The sequence below is a fragment of the Actinomycetospora sp. CA-101289 genome (genome assembly GCF_050955895.1).
Lineage (GTDB): Bacteria > Actinomycetota > Actinomycetes > Mycobacteriales > Pseudonocardiaceae > Actinomycetospora.
Window position 1 is genome coordinate 4723110 of record NZ_CP192093.1, and the last position, 18152, is coordinate 4741261.

At 75.0% G+C, this 18152-nt stretch carries 15 protein-coding genes, 1 tRNA gene and 1 other RNA gene; 2 read left to right on the forward strand and 15 right to left on the reverse strand.

All coding sequences use genetic code 11. The features are described 5' to 3' along the window. Positions 1 to 104 precede the first annotated feature (104 nt). Positions 105 to 356 (forward strand): tyrosine-type recombinase/integrase, encoded by a 252-nt coding sequence (locus tag ACQPX6_RS23655; protein WP_433782917.1) that lies wholly within the window; start codon positions 105 to 107, stop codon positions 354 to 356. A gap of 148 nt (positions 357 to 504) precedes the next feature. Here the strand turns inward: ACQPX6_RS23655 and ACQPX6_RS23660 are convergent. The 12 genes from ACQPX6_RS23660 to prfB all read right to left on the reverse strand — a co-directional run bounded on the left by ACQPX6_RS23660 (position 505) and on the right by prfB (position 11250). Continuing rightward, a tRNA-Ala gene (locus ACQPX6_RS23660) sits at positions 505 to 577 on the reverse strand. Positions 578 to 628: 51 nt separating this feature from the next. Next, positions 629 to 2191 (reverse strand): cryptochrome/photolyase family protein, encoded by a 1563-nt coding sequence (locus ACQPX6_RS23665; RefSeq protein WP_433782919.1) that lies wholly within the window; start codon positions 2189 to 2191, stop codon positions 629 to 631. Then, a complete protein-coding gene (locus ACQPX6_RS23670) occupies positions 2188 to 3456 on the reverse strand; it encodes an MFS transporter (protein WP_433782920.1) in 1269 nt (422 codons plus the stop codon). The genes ACQPX6_RS23665 and ACQPX6_RS23670 overlap by 4 nt, the downstream gene beginning before the upstream one ends. 97 nt (positions 3457 to 3553) lie before the next feature. Beyond that, positions 3554 to 4972 (reverse strand): hypothetical protein, encoded by a 1419-nt coding sequence (locus ACQPX6_RS23675; RefSeq protein WP_433782922.1) that lies wholly within the window; start codon positions 4970 to 4972, stop codon positions 3554 to 3556. 170 nt (positions 4973 to 5142) lie between these two features. After that, positions 5143 to 5517: a transfer-messenger RNA gene (ssrA, locus tag ACQPX6_RS23680) on the reverse strand. Positions 5518 to 5595: 78 nt separating this feature from the next. Next, positions 5596 to 6318 (reverse strand): class F sortase, encoded by a 723-nt coding sequence (locus ACQPX6_RS23685; RefSeq protein WP_433782923.1) that lies wholly within the window; start codon positions 6316 to 6318, stop codon positions 5596 to 5598. After that, positions 6315 to 6920 carry an excalibur calcium-binding domain-containing protein gene (locus ACQPX6_RS23690; RefSeq protein ID WP_433782924.1) on the reverse strand — a complete coding sequence of 202 codons (606 nt, stop codon included), beginning with the start codon at positions 6918 to 6920 and terminating at the stop codon, positions 6315 to 6317. The genes ACQPX6_RS23685 and ACQPX6_RS23690 overlap by 4 nt, the downstream gene beginning before the upstream one ends. Before the next feature lie 128 nt (positions 6921 to 7048). Next, entirely contained in the window at positions 7049 to 7975 is a 927-nt protein-coding gene (locus tag ACQPX6_RS23695; protein WP_433782926.1) for an amidohydrolase family protein, read from the reverse strand. Then, positions 7975 to 8484: an SsrA-binding protein SmpB gene (gene smpB / locus ACQPX6_RS23700; protein WP_433782927.1), complete on the reverse strand. Its 510-nt coding sequence runs from the start codon at positions 8482 to 8484 to the stop codon at positions 7975 to 7977. Before smpB ends, ACQPX6_RS23695 begins: the two co-directional genes overlap by 1 nt. A 10-nt stretch (positions 8485 to 8494) precedes the next feature. Further along, positions 8495 to 9391, reverse strand: coding sequence for a permease-like cell division protein FtsX (gene ftsX / locus ACQPX6_RS23705; protein ID WP_433782928.1), 897 nt, complete (start codon positions 9389 to 9391; stop codon positions 8495 to 8497). A gap of 3 nt (positions 9392 to 9394) precedes the next feature. Continuing rightward, complete coding sequence (gene ftsE / locus ACQPX6_RS23710) at positions 9395 to 10084, reverse strand: cell division ATP-binding protein FtsE (protein ID WP_433782929.1); 690 nt, start codon at positions 10082 to 10084, stop codon at positions 9395 to 9397. A 50-nt stretch (positions 10085 to 10134) separates the two neighbouring features. Next, complete coding sequence (gene prfB, locus ACQPX6_RS23715; protein ID WP_433782930.1) at positions 10135 to 11250, reverse strand: peptide chain release factor 2; 1116 nt, start codon at positions 11248 to 11250, stop codon at positions 10135 to 10137. Positions 11251 to 11436: 186 nt separating this feature from the next. On the opposite strand from prfB, the gene ACQPX6_RS23720 reads away from it, so the two are divergent. Further along, positions 11437 to 13431 carry a DUF222 domain-containing protein gene (locus ACQPX6_RS23720; protein WP_433782932.1) on the forward strand — a complete coding sequence of 665 codons (1995 nt, stop codon included), beginning with the start codon at positions 11437 to 11439 and terminating at the stop codon, positions 13429 to 13431. On the opposite strand, the gene ACQPX6_RS23725 is transcribed toward ACQPX6_RS23720, so the two are convergent. The 3 genes from ACQPX6_RS23725 to ACQPX6_RS23735 form a co-directional block, all read right to left on the reverse strand. Further along, positions 13428 to 14759 carry an MFS transporter gene (locus ACQPX6_RS23725; protein ID WP_433782934.1) on the reverse strand — a complete coding sequence of 444 codons (1332 nt, stop codon included), beginning with the start codon at positions 14757 to 14759 and terminating at the stop codon, positions 13428 to 13430. The two genes, ACQPX6_RS23720 and ACQPX6_RS23725, sit on opposite strands and share 4 nt — an antisense overlap. Before the next feature lie 74 nt (positions 14760 to 14833). After that, complete coding sequence (locus tag ACQPX6_RS23730) at positions 14834 to 16978, reverse strand: elongation factor G (RefSeq protein ID WP_433782936.1); 2145 nt, start codon at positions 16976 to 16978, stop codon at positions 14834 to 14836. Positions 16979 to 17028: 50 nt separating this feature from the next. After that, the gene (locus ACQPX6_RS23735) at positions 17029 to 18150 is read right to left on the reverse strand and encodes an acyl-CoA dehydrogenase family protein (RefSeq protein WP_433782938.1); all 1122 of its coding nucleotides are present in this window, start codon (positions 18148 to 18150) and stop codon (positions 17029 to 17031) included. Positions 18151 to 18152: the final 2 nt, after the last annotated feature.

Genomic DNA, 18152 nt, shown 5'->3' on the forward strand with positions numbered 1-18152 from the left:
GGTCGTGGCGGGGCCACCCTGACGAGGTCCGACACCGACAGGCACCTCGGTAGCTGGTGGGTTGCGCCGCTGCGGGCGGTCTGGCAGTCCACCGGAGCGCCGTCGTGGGTGAGTCCGCGTCGTCACCACCGCTGCCTCAGCTCGCGCGCTCCCTCGCCGGTCGGCTGCGCAGGCAGGACACCGACTACGTGTTCACCTCGACGGTCGGCACGCCACTGGAGCCGCGCAACGTCTCGCGCGACTTCCGGGCGCTGTGCCGCGAGCACGGCTTCCGCCGCGTCCGGCTCCACGACATGCGCCACACCTGCGTGACGCTGCTGCTCTCCCTCGGGGTGCACCCCCGGGTCGTCACGTGAGCCTCGATGTGCAGCGCCAGGCCCTCGACGTGCTGAACGCCGAACTCGACCGCGAGAGCCCGAGGAGTGATCCCGTTGCTGTCATCGCCCGCTGTCAACGACACGACGAAGGCCCGCCGACCGGGGTCGACGGGCCTCTGTCCTGGGGTGGAGCTGAGGGGACTCGAACCCCTGACCCTCACACTGCCAGTGTGATGCGCTACCAGCTGCGCCACAGCCCCAACGCCGCGAAACGGTACACGGCGGAGGTCCGGTGCCGGACGCGGGGGTGACTAGAAGGTCTCGCGGTGCTGCTCCTGTTCCAGCACGGCGTCGAGGTCCTTCAGCCGCTCCATGGTCGCCACCGACCGCGCCGTGCGCTGGTTGGCGCGCAGCAGGTCCTGGTGGCGGTGCACGAACTGCCAGTAGCCCGCGCTGAACGGGCAGGCCTTCTCCCCCACCCGCACCTTGGGGTCGAAGGCGCAGTCGCCGCAGTGGTCGGACATCTTGTTGATGTACGCGCCGCCCGAGGCGTACGGCTTCGTCGCGAGCTTGCCGCCGTCGGCGTGCTGGCTCATGCCGACGACGTTGGGCGGCATCACCCAGGCGAAGCCGTCGACGAACGTCGTGGCGAACCAGTCCGAGAGCGCCTGGGGCCCGTACTCGCGGTGGAGGGCGTGGTTGCCCAGCACCATCAGGCGCGGGATGTGGTGCACCCAGCCGCGGTCGCGCACCCCGTTCAGCGTCGAGGACAGGCACGCCGCGGTGACCGCGTCGCCGTCGAGCTCGCTCCACCAGTCGGGCAGCGGCGTGTGGTGGCCCATCTCGTTGCGGCGGACGTAGTCGGGGCCGAAGTGCCAGTACAGCTGCCAGATGTACTCGCGCCAGCCGAGGATCTGGCGCACGAAGCCCTCGACGGAGTTCAGCCGGGCCTCGCCGTCGCGGTGGGCCTGCTCGGCGGCGTGCACGGCCTCGAGCGGGTGCAGCACCCCGAGGTTCTGCGGCACCGAGAGCAGCGAGTGCGACATCCACGGGTCGGCGGCCAGGATCGCGTCCTCGTGCGGCCCGAACGGGTCGAGGCGGTGCTCGACGAAGCGCCGCAGGGCCGCCCGGGCCTCGGCGGCGGTGACCGCGAACAGCCGGGGGCCGTCGCGCCCGACCGTCGACACCTCCATCGCGTCGATGTCCCGGCGCACCTGCGCGTCGACCTCGTCCTCGGTCGGCCACCACGGGTCGGGGACGCCCAGGGTCCGCTGCTTCTTCGGCGGGGGCTCCCGGTTGTCGTGGTCGAGGTTCCACTTCCCGCCGACGGGGCTCTCGCCGTCGGTGAGCACGTCGAAGCGGCGGCGCTGGTTGCGGTAGAAGTTCTCCATCGTGAACGAGTCCTCGTCACCAGCCCACGCCGTGAACTCGGCCCGGGGGCGGGCGAACGTCGTGGTCGGAAGCACCGCGGCGACCAGGCCCTCGTCGCGCAGCCGCTCGACGAACGCGAGGGCGGCGTGCGACGTCGGCTGGTGCACGACCACCGGACGCCCGACCTGCTCCAGCGCCTCGCGGTAGGTGTCGGTGCGCCGGTAGGTGCTGCGCTCGCCGAGCTCCTCGTCGAGGTGGCGCATCCCGGAGAGCACCAGGTGCAGCTTCTGCCGGTGGAAGCGCTTGCGGCGCAGGACCGCCGACGACTCGATCAGCACGACCTCGCGGTCGGCGTGCTGCGGCAGGGCGTGCACGGCGGGCCCGAGCTGATCGCCGAAGAGCCACAGCGGCGCGTCGGCGGGGGCGCCGGCCTGCTCGAGGGCCTCGTCGATGCCGGGCCCGTGGGTGTCGAGGACGCCCTCGGGCACCGGGCTGCGCGTCATGGCGCGCGGGTGCCCGCGCCCTCGGGCGGCGAACCGGAGGTCTCGGGCATGCGCACCCAGACGAGGAGCGCGGCGAGCGCGATGGCCGCGGACAGCCCGAAGGCGACGCCGAAGGAGGCGTTCTCCGCCAGCGCCCCGGCCGCGATCGGGCCGATGATGGCGCCCACGTCGGCGGCCATCTGGAACCCCGAGAGCGCCGGGCCACCCGAGCGGCGGGAGCCCACGAGGTCGGCGACCGCCGCGCCCTGCGCGGGCTGCAGCAGCCCGGCGCCCGCCCCGGCGATCCCGGAGGCGACCAGCAGCACGACGAGCCCCGCGACGCCCGGCAGCACCGCGAGGGCGAGCGACGCCGTGCCCAGCGCGACGAGCCCGAGCCCGGCGACGATCACCGGCCGGCGCCCGCGCCGGTCGGACAGGCCGCTGGTGGCGAGCAGGACGAGGCCGTCGCCGACGGCGAAGACCGTCAGGGCGATGCCCGCCCACAGCGGCTCGCGGCCCAGGGCGACGGCGACGAACAGCGGGACGAGGGCGACGCGCACGCCCTGCACCGCCCAGCCGGTGGCGAGCGACGAGACCAGCGACGCACGGTAGACGGGCAGGCGCAGCGCGGCCCCGAGGGTCAGCGGGCTCTCCTCGGGCCCGTCGCGGCGCACCCCGACCTGGCGGGAGCGGGCGAGCAGCGCGCCGACCACGATCGTCGCCACCACCAGGGCCACGGCGTAGACGACGAACGGGGCGCGCAGGTCGACGGCCACGAGCGCGCCGCCGAAGGCCGGCCCGCTGATCCCGCCGAGCAGGAACGCCCCGGTGAACAGGCCGCTGGCCTGGCCGCGGCGCCCCTCGGGGGCCAGGCGGAAGAGCAGCGAGAACGCGGAGACCGTGAACATCGTCGACCCGATGCCGCCGAGGCCCCGGAAGACGAGCAGCTGCACGTAGCTCGTGGCCAGCGCGCAGGCGCCGGTGGACGCGGCGACGACCAGCAGGCCTGCCAGGTACATCGTGCGCTCGCCGACGCGGGCGACGAGCCGGCCGGACACCGGCGCGAACACCAGCCGCATCACCGGCAGGGCGCTGACCACGGCCGACGCCGCGGTGACCCCCACCCCGAAGCTGCTGGCGAACACCGGCAGGGCGGGCGCGACGATCCCGTAGCCCAGGGCGACGAGGAAGCTCCCCGCCAGCAGCGCCCAGACCTCCCACGGCAGCGCCGCGGCGGGGGGTGTGGGGTCACCCGGCGTGCGCTCCCGCTGCGGTGCGGCACCCATGGGGCGTGGGGCTCCTCACGACGGGGACGGGGCGGTCGACGTGCTGGTCCCAGTCTCCCCCTCCCCCCGACGCGGCCGCGATCAGGGAGGGGACGGGTCAGGGTGCGGCGAGCGTCGCCGTGCCCGGGCTGCCGGGCGCCGGCGCCGTGGTCGTCGTGGTCGTCGTGGTGGTGGGCGCGGTCGTGGGACCGGTGGGCCCGGTCGGCACCGTGGTCGTCGGCGGCACGGTCGGTGGGACGGTCGGCGGCACCGTGGGCGGGACGACGGGCGGCACCGTGGTGGTCGCCGGCAGCGGCGCCACCGGCAGCGGCGCCTCGACCTCGGGACGCGTGGTGACGTCGGAGACGGCGCTGCGCGACGAGGTGTCGCGGGCGGAGGTCTCGCCGTCGTCGGCGGCCGGGCTGCCCGCGGGCCCGGAGGGCGAGCCGCCGGCCGGCGGCGCGACGGGGCGCTCCGGCGTCGTCATCCCCGAGACCCCGATCTCCTGGGTCCCCGTGCCCTCGGCGGCCAGCAGCACGACCCCGGACGCGGTGGCCAGCGCCAGCGCGGCCCCGCCGAGCATCGCCATCCGCACGCCGCGACGGGCCCGCCGCCCGTGGCGCGCGGGAGCGCGGCCAGCGCTGCCGGCACCGGCACCGGCGACGACCCGGGCCCTCGCCGCGCCGGTCGGTGCGGCCGCGGGCACGCCGGTGAGCGCGCCGGGCGCCGCGGCCACGCCGGGCGCCACCGCCACCGGGGCGGGCCCGGCGACGACGAGCGGCACGAGGCCCGTCTCGTCCTCGTCGAGATGGCGCAGCGCCTCCGCGGTGCGCGCGAGCGTCTCGGCGGCGCCGCGGGCGGAGCCCCGGCCGGCGACCATGTCCGCGAGCACCGCGTCCAGCGCCGGGGCCGCGGGCGCCGTGGGGTCGAGGACCAGCAGCAGCGCCCGGCCGAGGTCGGCGAGGTCGCCGTCGGGGTGGGCGGGCGCGGCGGGGACGGCCGTCAGCGCCGGGTCGTCGGGCGGCGACGGGTGCAGCGCCGCGGTGAAGCCGGTGAGCCAGGCGTAGGGCGCGGCGGGGGTGCCGCCGACGACGATGCTCTCGGGCCCGATGCGTCCGTGCACCACGCCGCGGGCGTGGGCGTGGGCCAGCGCGGAGGCGCACTGCGCGCCGATCTCGGCGACGGCCAGCGGCGACCAGGCCGCCCGGTCGGCGTCCTGCCCGAGGCCCCGGCCGTCGACGCTCTGCAGCACCAGCGTGCTCTCGGTGTCCTCCGCGAGCCCGTCGACGTCGAACACCTCGACGAGGTGGGCGTGGTGCAGGCCCGCGAGGCGCCGCACCTGTTCGGTGCGCACCACGAGGTCCTCGCCGCGCACGGGCGGCAGCGTGACCATCGCGACCTCGCGGCCGAGCACGGCGTCCAGGCCGCGGGTGGCGGCGTCCACCGCACCGGCCGGCAGCGCGTCCACCCCGGGCGGGCGACCCTCGTCCGGGGTGTGCCCGGGCGTGACCCACCCGTCTCCCGACGCCGTGGTCATGCCCGCACCTCCCAGCCCGCTGACGCTCAGCCGGTCGGGTGAGCGCGAGGGACCACGGTAGCGCCCGGGGTGACGCTGAGTCGACCGGCCCATCGGTCAGAGCCGAACGGACGAGGGGCTCGGACAAGAGAACGGGCCGGAGAGCGTCGCTCTCCGGCCCGTCGCTACCTCGGTGGAGGTGCCGGGAATCGAACCCGGGTCCTCCGATCAGCAATCAGGACTTCTCCGTGCGCAGTCCGCGTCGTCTCTGCTCGGATCCACCGGGCCTGCGGACAGGCCGGTGTGACGATCCCAGTCGCTGTGCGGTGTCCCGCCGGGCCCCGCGACCGGGCCCGACGGTGAGTCCCCTAGCTGATGCCGGTACCCGGGTCGGGAACGAACCCGGGCCGACAGACCTCACCTCTCGCTGTCAGGCAGCGAGAGCGAAGTCGCGCTGAGTATTCTCGGCGCTTAATTCATTGCGACGGATGGTTAACGAGATCATCGTCGCCTTCCTCGGCACGCTTCTCCTGATGAACCACTCGGAGTCGAAACCAGTCACCCCCTCGGCGCCGCACCCTGCGGAACGGCCACCGATCATAACGCGTCCGGTCGCCCGGTTCATCCCACCCGGTCGGGCCGGGTCAGGCCGGCCGGACCGCCGTGAGGGTGCCGAAGACGATGACGTTCGACAGGTAGCTGTGCTGCGACTCGTCGAGCGTCCCGCCGCAGGTCACGAGGCGGATCTGGGCGTCGGGGGTGTTGCCGTAGACCTCGGTGGTCGGGAACGCGGTCTTGGGCACGGTCGTGACCCGGTAGACGGTGAACACCGCGGTGCGCCCGTCCTCGCGGTCGACCTCCACCTCCTGGCCGGGACGGACCCGGGAGAGGTCGGCGAAGATCCCGTCGCGCCCGTTGCCGTTGACGTGCCCGAGCACCACGGCGGGCCCGACCGCGCCCGGCGTGGGGCTGCGCGAGTACCAGGCGGCCTGCATCGGCTGCGACGCCGGCGGCACCGCGACGCGGTGCCGGGCGTCGAGCCCCACCGGCACCAGCGACGAGTCGGCCCCGATGGCGGGCACGCGGACCCGCGTCGGTGCGGACGACGCGACCGGACCGCTGGCCGGCGGGGCCGGGGTGGCCCGGGGCGCAGCGACGGGCGCCGCGGACGGGGCCGCGAGCGGCCCGACCGGCGGGGCGACCGGCTCGGCGCCGCCCGACAGCGTCACCACGGCGAGCACCGCGACCGTCGCGACCACCGCCAGCGCGATGACCAGGCGCAGCCGCCACCCGCCGCGCGCCGGGTCCGCCGCGGGGGCGGGGTCCGGGCGCTCGGCGAGCGTCGTCGTGCCGTGCGGGTCGGTCACGGGGCGGCCGGGGTGTCGGAGCCGCCCGTCTCGATCCCGCCGCTGGGCACCGCCGAGACCTGGCCGAAGCCGCCCGCCGGGAGCGAGCCGGCCGGGGCCGTGGTGGCGTACGGGTAGTCCTCGCAGGCAACGCCGTTGCGGTTGCGGTCGAGGCGGTCGGCGTTGCGCGCCGCCGAGCCGCCGATCGAGGTGAAGTAGGCCTGGGCCTCGGCCTGGGAGCCGAAGTCCGGGCAGTCGAGGTCGCCGGAGGCCGCGGTGGCCCCGGGCGCGAGGCCCGCGGCGGCCGGGGCGGGCAGCCCGGTGCCGGTCAGCGCCGGGGCGGTGGCGGCGCAGGCCTCCGCGACCCGCGCGGTGAGCTGCTCGACCGTGTCCTGCGCCGCGGCCCCGCCCAGCGCGCCGAGTGCGTCGGTCAGGGCCTGCTGCGCGGTCGCGAGCTGCCCGGTGAGCTGCTGGCACTCGGCCGACGGCGCGGCCGGCGCCGGGGCGGTGCCGGTCGGGTCCTCGTCGGCCAGCGCGGCGCCCGTCCACGCTCCCGCCAGCAGCACGGCGCCGGCGGCGACCGCCGCCAGCCGACCCAGAGACGTCGTCGTCCGACCCGTCATGGAACTCCCTCGTCGCGCGGTGGCGGTGACCTCGCGCCCCCGTGGTCTCGACGGCCCTGCTCAGGTCTCGCCCGCACAACGAGCGGATGACGAGGGGGTTGCTGCCCTTCCGGGGGTCAGCGGACGGGTCAGCGGACCCCGAGCAGCCGGCCCGGCACGTCGTGCAGCACCGCGCGCAGGAACGGCAGGCCCAGGCGCTCGTCGGCGGCGGCCCAGGACGCGATCGCGGCCAGCTGCTCGTGGTAGCCGTAGGGGATGTTCGGGAAGTCGGTGCCGAGCGCGACGCGGTCGGCGACGCCGGCGAGCCGGGCGGGCCAGTCGGCGGGCACCGGCGCGAACGCCTCGGTGTAGGGCGTGCCGACCATGGTGGTGTCGAGGTGGACGTTCGCGAAGCGCTCGACCAGCCGCAGCGCGCCGTCGTAGTCGGGCAGTCCGGCGTGGGCGAGGACGGCGGTCAGGCGCGGGTGGCGCTCGAGCACCTCACCGAAGATCTCCATGCCGGTGTGCGCGCCGGGGATCGGGCCGTCGCCGCAGTGCACGATCGCGGGCACCCCGGCCTCGGCGACCAGGCCCCAGGCCGCGTCCAGCAGCGGGTCGCGCGGGTCGTAGCCCCCGACCTGCACGTGGGCCTTCACCGCGCGGGCGCCGTGGTCCAGCGCGTCGCCGAGGTAGGTCGTCACCGACTCCTCGGGGAAGAGCGTGGCGGTGGGCACGGCCTCGTCGACCTCGGCGGCCCACTCCAGCGCCCACGACGTCAGCCACGCGGCCATGCCGGGCTTGTGCGGGTAGACCAGCGGCGCGAAGGTGCGCACCCCGAAGCCGCGCAGCAGGTCGAGCCGCGTCTGCTCGGGCTCGCGGTAGTGGACCGGCCACGCCCGGCCGTAGTGCTGCTCGGCCTCGTCGAAGTACGCCCAGACCTTCTGCAGCATGCGGTCGGGCAGGAAGTGGACGTGCAGGTCGACCAGCCCGTCGACCCCCGTGGCGGCCACCCACGCCGGGACGTCGGCGTCGTCGACCGGCGGCGACGCCAGCGGATCGCGCAGCGGCGCCGCCATCACCAGCCCTTGATCCGCCGCCCGACGACCCGCTCCGCCTCGCGCTTGGCGTCGCGCTCGGCCATCGCCTCGCGCTTGTCGTGCTTGGCCTTGCCGCGCGCGAGGGCGAGCTCGACCTTGCACTTGCCGCCGCTGAAGTAGAGCGAGAGCGGGACGAGGGTGTGGCCGGTCTCGCGGGTCTTGCCGACCAGGCGGGCGATCTCGGACTTGTGCAGCAGCAGCTTCCGGACGCGGCGCGGCTCGTGGTTGGTCCAGGACCCGTAGTCGTACTCCTGGATGTGCAGCCCGCGCAGCCACACCTCGCCGTCGGTCACGAGGGCGAAGGCGTCGTTGAGCGACACGTGCCCGGCGCGCAGGCTCTTGACCTCGGTGCCCTGCAGGGCGATGCCGGCCTCGTACACGTCGAGGATCTGGTAGTCGTACTTGGCCTTGCGGTTGGTGGCGACGATCTTGCGACGCTGCTCGGGCCGGTTGCTGCTGGCCTTCGCCGGAGCCGTCTTCGGTGCCATCAGCCCTCCCTCACGTCCGTACGTAGAGCCGCAGGGTGACGTACCCCGTCAGCGTGGCGATCACTGCACCGACGACCACCAACACCGGTCCAACGTAAAGGAGGAGGTCGCTCATCCCGACCGGCGGGATCGTGTTCGCCAGCAGGCGCCCGGACAGCAGCCGGTCGAGGAAGAAGAGCTTCCCGAGGACGAGGCCGCCGGTCGCGAGGACGGCCCCGACCAGGCCCGTGACCACCGCCTCGATGAGGAACGGCACCTGCGTGTACCAGCGCGTCGCGCCGACCAGGCGCATGATCCCGACCTCGGTGCGCCGGGTGAACGCCGAGAGCTGGATGGTGTTGGAGATCAGCAGCAGCGCGGCGAGCGCCTGCACGATCGCCAGCCCGAACGTCGCGTTGCGCACGCTGCCCAGGAACGAGAACAGGTCCTGGACGGTGCTGCGCTGATCGACGACGTTGCGCACGCCGGGGCGGCCGGTGAACTGCTGCACGATCTCGGCGCCGCGCAGCGGGTCGGCCATCGTCACGCGCAGCGTCGCGGGCAGGCTCTGCGGGCGCACGAGCTGCAGGATCGACTGCCCGGCGTAGATCCGCTGGAAGCGCTCGAACGCCGCGCCGCGGCTCTCGTACTCGACACCGGAGACCAGCGGCGACGCCTCGAGCTCGTCGCGCAGCCCGGTGCACACGGGGCTGGAGCAGTCGGGGTCCCCGGCGCTCGTGGGCTCGTCGAGGGCCACCTGCACCGCGATGAGCGAGTAGTAGAGCTCCTCGGTGCGGTCGATCGTGCGCACCGCGAGCAGGCCCGCGCCGAGCAGGCCCAGGGAGATCGCCGTGGTGATGACCATGGCGATGGACATGGTGAGGTTGCGCCGCAGGCCGGCGAAGGCCTCACGCCAGACGAACAGCATCGGCTACCGGCCCGTCCCGTAGACGCCGCGGCTGTCGTCGCGGGCGAGCTTGCCCGACGACAGCTCGACCACGCGCCGGCGCATGCTGTCGACGATCTGGCGGTCGTGGGTGGCCATGACCACTGTGGTGCCCGTCCGGTTGATGCGCTCGAGCAGCGTCATGATCCCGGTGGAGGTCTCCGGGTCGAGGTTGCCGGTGGGCTCGTCGGCGAGCAGCACCAGCGGCCGGTTGACGAACGCGCGGGCGATCGCGACGCGCTGCGCCTCGCCGCCGGAGAGCTCGGAGGGCATCCGGTCCGCCTTGCCCGCGAGGTTGACGAGGTCGAGCACCTCGGGCACCACCGTGCGGATGGTGTGCCGCGGCTTGCCGATCACCTCGAGCGCGAACGCGACGTTCTCGGCCACCGTCTTGTTGGGCAGCAGGCGGAAGTCCTGGAACACCACGCCCATGCGCTGGCGCAGGCGGGGCACCCGCCGGCTGGCCAGGCGCCCGACGTTCCAGTTGGCCACGAAGACGTTGCCCTCGTTGGGCACGTCCTCGCGCAGGAGCAGGCGCAGCAGCGTCGACTTGCCCGACCCGGACGGACCGATGAGGAAGACGAACTCGCCCCGCTCGACCTCCATGGTCACGTCGTCGAGCGCCGGCCGCGTGGAGGTCGGGTAGACCTTCGTGACGTTCTCCAGCCGGATCACGGCCGGGGATGCTACTGCCGGGTCGGCGAGGCGCCCGTCAGGCGGCTCCGCTACGCGGCGGTCTCGTTCTGCTTGCGCCAGCGGATCCCCGCGTCGAGGAAGCCGTCGATGAAGCCGTCGAGGACCTGCCCGGTCTGGTTGGTCTCCTGACCGGTCCGCAGGTCCTTGACCATCTGGTACGGGTGCAGCACGTAGGAGCGCATCTGGTTGCCCCAGCTCGAGCCGGAGTCCTTGAGCGCGTCGAGCAGCGCCCGCTCCTCCTCCTTGCGGCGGGCCAGCAGCTTGGCGGCGAGCACGGCCATCGCCGACGCCTTGTTCTGCAGCTGCGAGCGCTCGTTCTGGCAGCTCACGACGATGCCGGTGGGCAGGTGGGTCAGGCGCACCGCGGAGTCAGTGGTGTTGACGCCCTGCCCGCCGGGGCCCGACGAGCGGTAGACGTCGACGCGGAGGTCCTTCTCGTCGATCTCCACGTGGTCGGTGGACTCGACGACGGGCGCCACCTCGACGCCGGCGAAGCTCGTCTGCCGCCGGCCCTGGTTGTCGAACGGCGAGATGCGCACCAGGCGGTGGGTGCCCTGCTCGACGCTCAGCGTCCCGTACCCGAACGGCGCCGAGACCTTGAACGTGGCCGACTTGATGCCGGCCTCCTCCGAGTACGAGGTGTCGTAGACCTCGGTCGGGTAGCCGTGGCGCTCGGCCCAGCGCAGGTACATCCGCATGAGCATCTCGGCGAAGTCCGCCGCGTCGACGCCGCCGGCCTCGGCGCGCACGGTCACCAGCGCGTCGCGGCCGTCGTACTCGCCGGAGAGCAGCGTGCGCACCTCGAAGGAGTCGACGTCGGCCCGCAGCGCCGCGCGCTCGGTGTCGGCCTCGGCGCGCAGGTCGGTGGAGTCCTGCCCGGCCTCCTCGTCGGCCATCTCGTAGAGCGTGCCCAGGTCGTCGAGGCGCGAGCGCAGCGACTCGGCGCGGCGCAGGTCGGCCTGCTTGTGCGTGAAGTCGCTGGTCAGCTTCTGCGCGGTCTCGACGTCGTCCCAGAGGTCGGGGGCGGAGACCTGCTGCTCGAGCTCGGCCACCTCACGCCGCAGACCGTCGAGGTCCATCGCCGCCTCGACGCTGTCCAGGGAGGCGGCGAGGTCCTTCAGCTCGGTCGCGGTCGTGTCGTCCACTCCCCCAGGGTAATGGGCCCGCCCCCGTGGTCCCCCGGGGCGCAGACGATCTCCGAGAGCACTGCTCTTGCCCGGGGTACCGTGGCCCCCGAGCAGCGAATCGTGACCGTCTCGTGACCTAGACCGCGGCCTCCGCGCCCCGTTGTCGGCCCGGCGTTGTCGGGGGTCGGGGCTAGCGTCCTCGACGTGAGCACCGACCAGGATCTGCGCCCGGGAGTGGCTGCGGTCCTGGACGGTCTCGGGGCCGGCCCGCAGCTGGAGGCAGCGGTGGAGGAGCTGTCGCCGGCGGCGTTGACCGGCGACGACCTGGCCGCCTACCTCCGGGCGTGCGCGCGACAGCAGGCCCGGGCGGATGCACGGGTCTTCGAGGCCATGCACCACCTGGGCCGCGCCCGCGCGGGAACCACCGAGCGGTTCTCGCGCGGTGACGAGTTCTCCGGCGACGAGGTCGCGGCGACGCTGTGCTGGTCGCGCACCATGGCCTCTCGCAAGCTCGGACTGGCCGACGATCTGGAGGAGCGACTGCCTGCGCTCGGTCAGGCGTTGTGGGAGGGCCGGATCGACCAGGCGCGGGCCGTGCGTCTCTGCGAGTGGACCAGCGACCTGCCCGACGACCTGGCTCGCCATGTGTGTGCGGTGCTGCTGCCCGAGGCTCCCGACTTGCCGGTGGGCGAGCTGATCGCGCGGATCGAACACGTCGCCACGGAACTGGATCCGGAGTGGGCGGCGCGGCGGGCGAAGAGAGCCGAGCGCAACGGGCGGCTGATCCTGACGGCGAACCCGTCGGGCACCGCGACGTTGTCGCTGTGCGACGTATCGGCGCCCTCGGGGCTGGCGATGCGGGACCGGGTGGACGCGGTCGCGGCGGCGGTTCGCGGGCTGGGGGTGCTGATCCCTGTCGGGACGCTGCGCAAGGACGTGGCTGAGCGGTTGCTCGACGGGTCGATGGCCGGGCTCGACGACCACCGCGTGGCGTTGATCCTGGCCGCCGAGTACCACGCACGCGACGGGGCTGACGGTGACGACCCCGGATCGCACGAGCCGGATGGCGGCCCCGGCGACGACGGGCCGGACGACGACGGGCCGGACGACACCGGCCCCGGTGATGGCGCCGACCGCAGCGGCCCCGACGACTCCGGCGACGACGACTCCGGCCCCGAGGACATCGCGGACGACCCCGCGGCGACGCAGGGCGCGCTCGATCTGCCCGGCCTGCCCGGCCTGCCCGAGAAGCCGTCCGGATGGACCGAGTCCCAGCCGTTCCCGCCGACGCTGGAGTGCCTCGAGCCCGGGCCAGGGCGAGTCCGTGCCGGCATCGGCGAGGTCCGGCTCCGCCTCACCACCGCGATGGGACTCGACGACGTCCCCGGCTCGGTGCCCGGCTACGGCACCGTGCTCGCCGGTCATGCTCGGGCCCTCCTCGCCCGGTACCGCGACGGCGAGTGGCGCGTGGTGTGCACCGACGACCAGGGACGGCTCCAGCACGTCCTGATCGCACGGCGACGACCCCACCCCCGACCACCGGGTGGGTCGGGGCAGCCGTGCCGGGCGATCGTCGAGCTCCAGGTCCCCACGACGCTGCTGGCCGCCCTCATCCCGACCGACCACGGCGCGTGGGCGCCTCTGCTCTCCGAGCTCCGGCGCCGCCTCGCCGATCTGTCTGTGCGTGGCGGGCCGCCGGCGGAGACCTCCGCCGATGCGGTGCGGCGGCTCCCGCGGGTCGAGATCGCCCGCTGGGTGCGGGTCCGCGACCGGTGCTGTGTCGCGCCCGCCTGCCGGCGCCCGGCCCGCACGGCCGACATCGACCACACCCGCGACCACGCCGCGGGCGGCCCGAGCCTGAGCTGGAACCTCGGGGTGCTCGACCGCCACCACCACCGCGCCAAGCACCACGGCGGCTGGACGCTGCGCCAACCGTCGCCGGGCCGCTTCGAGTGGCGCACACGCGCCGGGGTCCACCACACCACCACCCCGAGGAAGGTCCTCGAGGCACCCGTCGCGCCCCGGCCCGCCGTCCGACCCCGACCACTGCCCGACGATCCGCTGGCACCCGTTCCCGAGGACGATCCCGACTGGCGCCGCCGCTACCTCCGCGCCACCGGATCCGGGCCGTCGACCCGCACTCCGCCGCCCCCGACCAGGCCGGCCGTCCATCCCGAGGACGACCCGCCCCCGTTCTAGTCGTGGGTCGGGACGCCCAGCACGAACGCCTCGCGCTCGGCGGCCGTGCCCTCGCGCATCGCGAGCACGGCGGCGAGGGTCACGAGGCAGACGACCACCATGTAGACCGACACCGACAGCGACGTCCCGGTGGCGCCGATCAGGGCCTGGGCCACCAGCGGCGCGAACCCGCCGCCGATCACGGCGCCGACGGAGTAGGCGAACGAGGCCCCGCTGTAGCGGATCGGCGCGGGGAAGAGTTCGGCGTACGCCGCGGCCTGGGGCCCGTACGTCAGGCCCAGCCCGACGCCGAGCCCGATCACCGCGAGCAGCATCCACGGCAGCGCCGCCGTGTCCAGCAGCAGGAAGAAGGGGAACGACCAGACCAGCAGGCCGAGCGTGCCCCAGAGGTACACCGGCCGGCGCCCGACCCGGTCGGACCAGATGCCGCTGGCCACGATGGCGACGCCCCACACCACCGCGCCGACGATCCCGACCGCGAGCATCGTCGAGCTGGAGACGCCGAGCACGCGGGTGCCGTAGGACGTGATGAACGCGATCAGCAGGTAGCCGATCATGTTGTTGGCGACGAAGAGCCCGATGGCGACGAACACGGCGCGCGGGTGCCGGCGCAGCACCTCGGCCATCGGCGCGGACCGCCGGACCCGGTTCGCGCGCAACGCCTCGAACACCGGGCTCTCCTCCACCCGGGCGCGCACGAAGAACCCGACGCCGACGAGCACGATCGACAGCAGGAACGGGATGCGCCAGCCCCAGCTCGCGAACTGCTCCTTGGTCGTCGACAGCGACGTCACGAGGAACACCAGGTTGGCGAGGACCAGGCCGATCGGGACGCCGATCTGCGGATACGTGCCGAAGAAGCCGCGGCGTCCGGGCGGGGCGTGCTCGACGGCCATCAGCGCGGCGCCGCCCCACTCGCCGCCGGCCGACAGGCCCTGCAGCAGGCGCAGCACCACGAGCAGGATCGGGGCGGCCACGCCGATCGTCGCGTAGGTGGGCAGGAGGCCGACGCCGACCGTCGAGACGCCCATGAGCAGCAGCGTCGCGACGAGCATCCCCTTGCGCCCGAGCCGGTCGCCGAGGTGGCCCGCGATGATGCCGCCCACCGGGCGGGCCACGAAGCTGACGCCGATCGTCGCGAACGACGCGAGCAGCGCCGCGCTCGGACCGAGCGGGGTGAAGAACAGCTGCCCGAACACCAGGCCCGCGGCGCTGGCGTAGATGAAGAAGTCGTACCACTCGACCGTCGTGCCGACGAGGCTCGCGAGGGCGACCCGGCGGACGGCGGCGGGATCCGAGGTCCTCGGGGTCGGCGGGCTCTGCGTCATCGCGGGCTCCCTCGTCCGATCACCGGCGGCGGTCGCCGGACGGTAGCCAGCCGAACCGTCGTTCGGGAAGCCCTCTAGCCGCCGGCGACGGGCTCGTAGCGGCTGAACCGGCGGGTGAAGCTCGCGGTCCCGGCGGTGAGCGCGCGCAGGTCGACGGGGTAGCGCAGCAGTGCGGACTCGGGCACCTCGGCGCGCACGCACGTGCGCCCGCTCGCGTCCGGCTCGGTGCCGACGACGCGCCCGTGGCGGGCGGCGAGGTCGCCCAGCACGGCGCCGAGCTGGGCGTCGTCGACGGTGACCTCCACCTCGTAGAGCCGTTCCATGACCACCGTGCCCGCCGCGGCGACCGCCTCCCGCACCGCCAGCGCACCGGCGGTCTGGAACGCCTGGTCCGACGAGTCGACGCTGTGCGCCTTGCCGTCCACCAGCGTGACCCGCACGTCGACGACGGGGCGCCCGGGTGTGACGCCCGCGTCGAGCTGGGCGCGCACGCCCTTCTCGACGCCCGGGATGTAGGCGCGCGGGATGACGCCGCCGACGATCCGGTCGACGAACTCGACCCCGGACCCGCGGGGCAGTGGCTCGAGCGCCAGGCGGCACACGGCGAACTGGCCGTGCCCGCCGGACTGCTTGACGTGGCGCCCCAGCCCGGTCGCGGGCCCGGCGACGGTCTCGCGCTCGGGGACGGCCACCTCGGTGACCTCCACCGTGGCTCCGGCGGCACGCAGGCGGGCGAGGACGACGTCCGCGTGCGCCTCGCCGGTGCACCACAGCACGACCTGGTGGGTGTCGGCGTTGCGCTCGACGCGCAGGGTGGTCTCGGTGGCGCTGAGCCGCGCGAGCCCGCGGGCCAGGGCGTCCTGCGCGGAGCGGTCGGCGGCGGTCACGGCCACCGGGAGCAGCGCCTCCGGGAGCTCCCACCCGTCGAGCCCCACCGGGTCGTCGGCGGCGCAGAGCGTGTCGCCGGTGGCGCCGACGCCGAGGCGGGTCAGCGCGCACAGGTCGCCGGCGACGCACCACGGCACCTCGCGCAGCGTCGCGCCGAGCGGGGCGTAGACCCGGTTGACCCGCACCGTGGCGGCCGCCATGTCGGGTGGCGGGCCGGTCGGGTCCTCGCCGTCGCGGGGTGCGGGGATGCGCATCGGGTCCGCGCAGACGGTGAGCGCGGTGTCGGGCCGCAGGCGCCCCGAGAACACGCGCACCAGCGAGACACGGCTGCCCTGGGCGTCGGTGCCGGTGTGGACGACCTCGGCGACGAGCGGCCCGTCGGGGTCCGGCGCCACCGGGTCGTGCCCGGCGCCGTCGGGGGCGTGCGCGGGCAGCGGCGGGTGCGCGGTGGGCGTCGGGACGGCGTCCACCACGAGGTCGAGCAGCGCGTCGAGGCCCACGCGGGCGGGCGCGCACACCCCGACGACCGGCACCAGCGCCCGGGCGGCGACCGCCGCGGCGAGGGCCTCGCGCAGCGCGGCCGTGGCGACGGGCTCGCCGCCGATCCAGCGCTCGAGCAGCGCCTCGTCCTCGGCCTGCTCGATGAGGGTCTCGACGAGGTCGCGACGCTCGTCGTCGAGGTCCTCCGCGGTGGGGTCCGGCCCGTCGAGCAGCGACGTCACCGCGAGGGTCCCGTCCTCCGCGCGCGTGGTGCGGGTGACCGGGACGAGGACCTCGCCGGTCTCCCCCACGGCCGCCCGGCACGCCGCGAGCGCCGCCGCCTCGTCGGCCCGCGCGTGGTCGAGGCGCCCGAGCACCAGCACGGCCGGGAGCCCGGCGCGGCGGCACTCGGCGAGCAGCGCGGAGGTCGGCGCGGCCGCGCCCTCGGCCACGTCCGCCGCTCCCACCACGAACAGCACCGCGTCCGTCGCGCGCAGCCCGGCGCGCACCTCGGCGAGGAAGTCCGGGCAGCCCGGGGTGTCGACGAGGTTGACCTTGACCCCGCGGTGGTGCAGCGACGCCACGGCTGGCGCGACCGAGCGCTGCTGGCGGCGGGCGTCGGCGTCGTGGTCGGTGACCGTCGTGCCGGCGGTCACCGAGCCGGCGCGCGGGATGGTGCCGGTGGCCGCGAGCAGCTCCTCGACCAGCGTGGTCTTGCCCGCGCCCATCGGCCCGACCACCGCGACCGACCGCAGGGCGGCCGGGTCGTCGGGCGCGAGCCCCCCGAGGTCCGTGCCAGTCCGCCCGCCCCGTGCTCTGCGGGCCGGCTCGCCCGCCGTCCGTCCACCCATCCCCTCAGTCCACCGGAGTGACCGAGATCACGACAAGGGGCAGCGCGGAGTCAGCGGTCCATCGTCAGCACGGCGAGGCGCTCGCGGTGCTCGTCGGCGGTGCCGAACAGCGGCGCCCGGCGCCGGGCCCGCTTGTAGAAGAAGTGGGCCTCGTGCTCCCAGGTGAAGCCGATCCCGCCGAAGAACTGGATCATCGCGCCGGTGGCGGCCCAGGCCGCGTCGGCCGCCTTGGCCTTGGCCACCGCGACCGCGATGTCCGTGGCCGGATCGCCGGCGTCGTTGCTGTCCACGGCGTGCGCCGCGAACAGCACGGCGTGCTCGGCCATCGTGACCCCGACGTGCAGGTCGGCCATCGTGTGCTTGATCGCCTGGAACGAGCCGACCGGCACGCCGAACTGCTTGCGGTCGCGGTCGTAGTCGACGGTGCGGGTGAACGCCTCGCGCGCCAGGCCGACGAGGTCGGCCGCCGTGAGCACCGCGCCGCGGGCGAGCACCGCGGACACCGCGTCGGCGCCGGACAGCGTGCCGCCGGTCAGGGCCTCGGCCGGGGTGTCGGCGAGCTCGACGGCGCCGACGCGGGCCGTGCCGTCGTAGGTGTGCTGGTCGCGCACGGCCAGGCCCTGGGCGCCGGGCTCGACGAGGAAGAGCCCCGGGGCGCCGGCGTGGTCGGTGGCCGCGACCACGATCAGCCCGGCGACGCCGGGGTAGTCGACCGGCGACGCGGTGCCCGAGAGCCGCTCGCCCGACGCGTCGACCGTGATGCCGCGGCCGTCCCACGACCCGGCCTCACCGCGCAGCGCGACCGTGCCGACGGTCTCGCCCGCCGCGAGCGCGGGCAGCCAGCGCGCCTGCTGCTCGGGCGACCCGGCCAGGCGCACCGCCTCGGCGGCGAGCACGGTCGTCGTCCACGGCCCCGGCGCGACGCCGGCCCCCAGCGCGCGGGCGACCACCTGGGCGTCGAGCAGCCCGAGGCCCAGCCCGTCGTGCTCCTCGGGCACGAGCACGGCCAGGGCGCCCTGCTCGGCGAGGCCCTTCCAGAGCGTCAGCGGGTGGCCGTCACCGTCCGGGTCCTCGACCACGCCCCGCACGGCGTCGAGGTCGAAGCGGTCGGCGAGGAACTCGCGGACGGTGGCGGCGAACGCCTGCTGGTCGTCGGTGAGCGCGAAGAACACGC

Bases quoted from the DNA above. Each gene is read 5' to 3' on its own strand.
- ACQPX6_RS23665 (WP_433782919.1), bottom strand. From the start codon at position 2,191: ATGACGCGCAGCCCGGTGCCCGAGGGCGTCCTCGACACCCACGGGCCC.
- ACQPX6_RS23725 (WP_433782934.1), bottom strand. From the start codon at position 14,759: ATGACGCAGAGCCCGCCGACCCCGAGGACCTCGGATCCCGCCGCCGTC.
- ACQPX6_RS23670 (WP_433782920.1), bottom strand. From the start codon at position 3,456: ATGGGTGCCGCACCGCAGCGGGAGCGCACGCCGGGTGACCCCACACCC.
- smpB (WP_433782927.1), bottom strand. From the start codon at position 8,484: ATGGCACCGAAGACGGCTCCGGCGAAGGCCAGCAGCAACCGGCCCGAG.
- ACQPX6_RS23730 (WP_433782936.1), bottom strand. From the start codon at position 16,978: ATGGGTGGACGGACGGCGGGCGAGCCGGCCCGCAGAGCACGGGGCGGG.
- ACQPX6_RS23690 (WP_433782924.1), bottom strand. From the start codon at position 6,920: ATGACGGGTCGGACGACGACGTCTCTGGGTCGGCTGGCGGCGGTCGCC.
- ACQPX6_RS23695 (WP_433782926.1), bottom strand. From the start codon at position 7,975: ATGGCGGCGCCGCTGCGCGATCCGCTGGCGTCGCCGCCGGTCGACGAC.
- ftsX (WP_433782928.1), bottom strand. From the start codon at position 9,391: ATGCTGTTCGTCTGGCGTGAGGCCTTCGCCGGCCTGCGGCGCAACCTC.
- ACQPX6_RS23675 (WP_433782922.1), bottom strand. From the start codon at position 4,972: ATGACCACGGCGTCGGGAGACGGGTGGGTCACGCCCGGGCACACCCCG.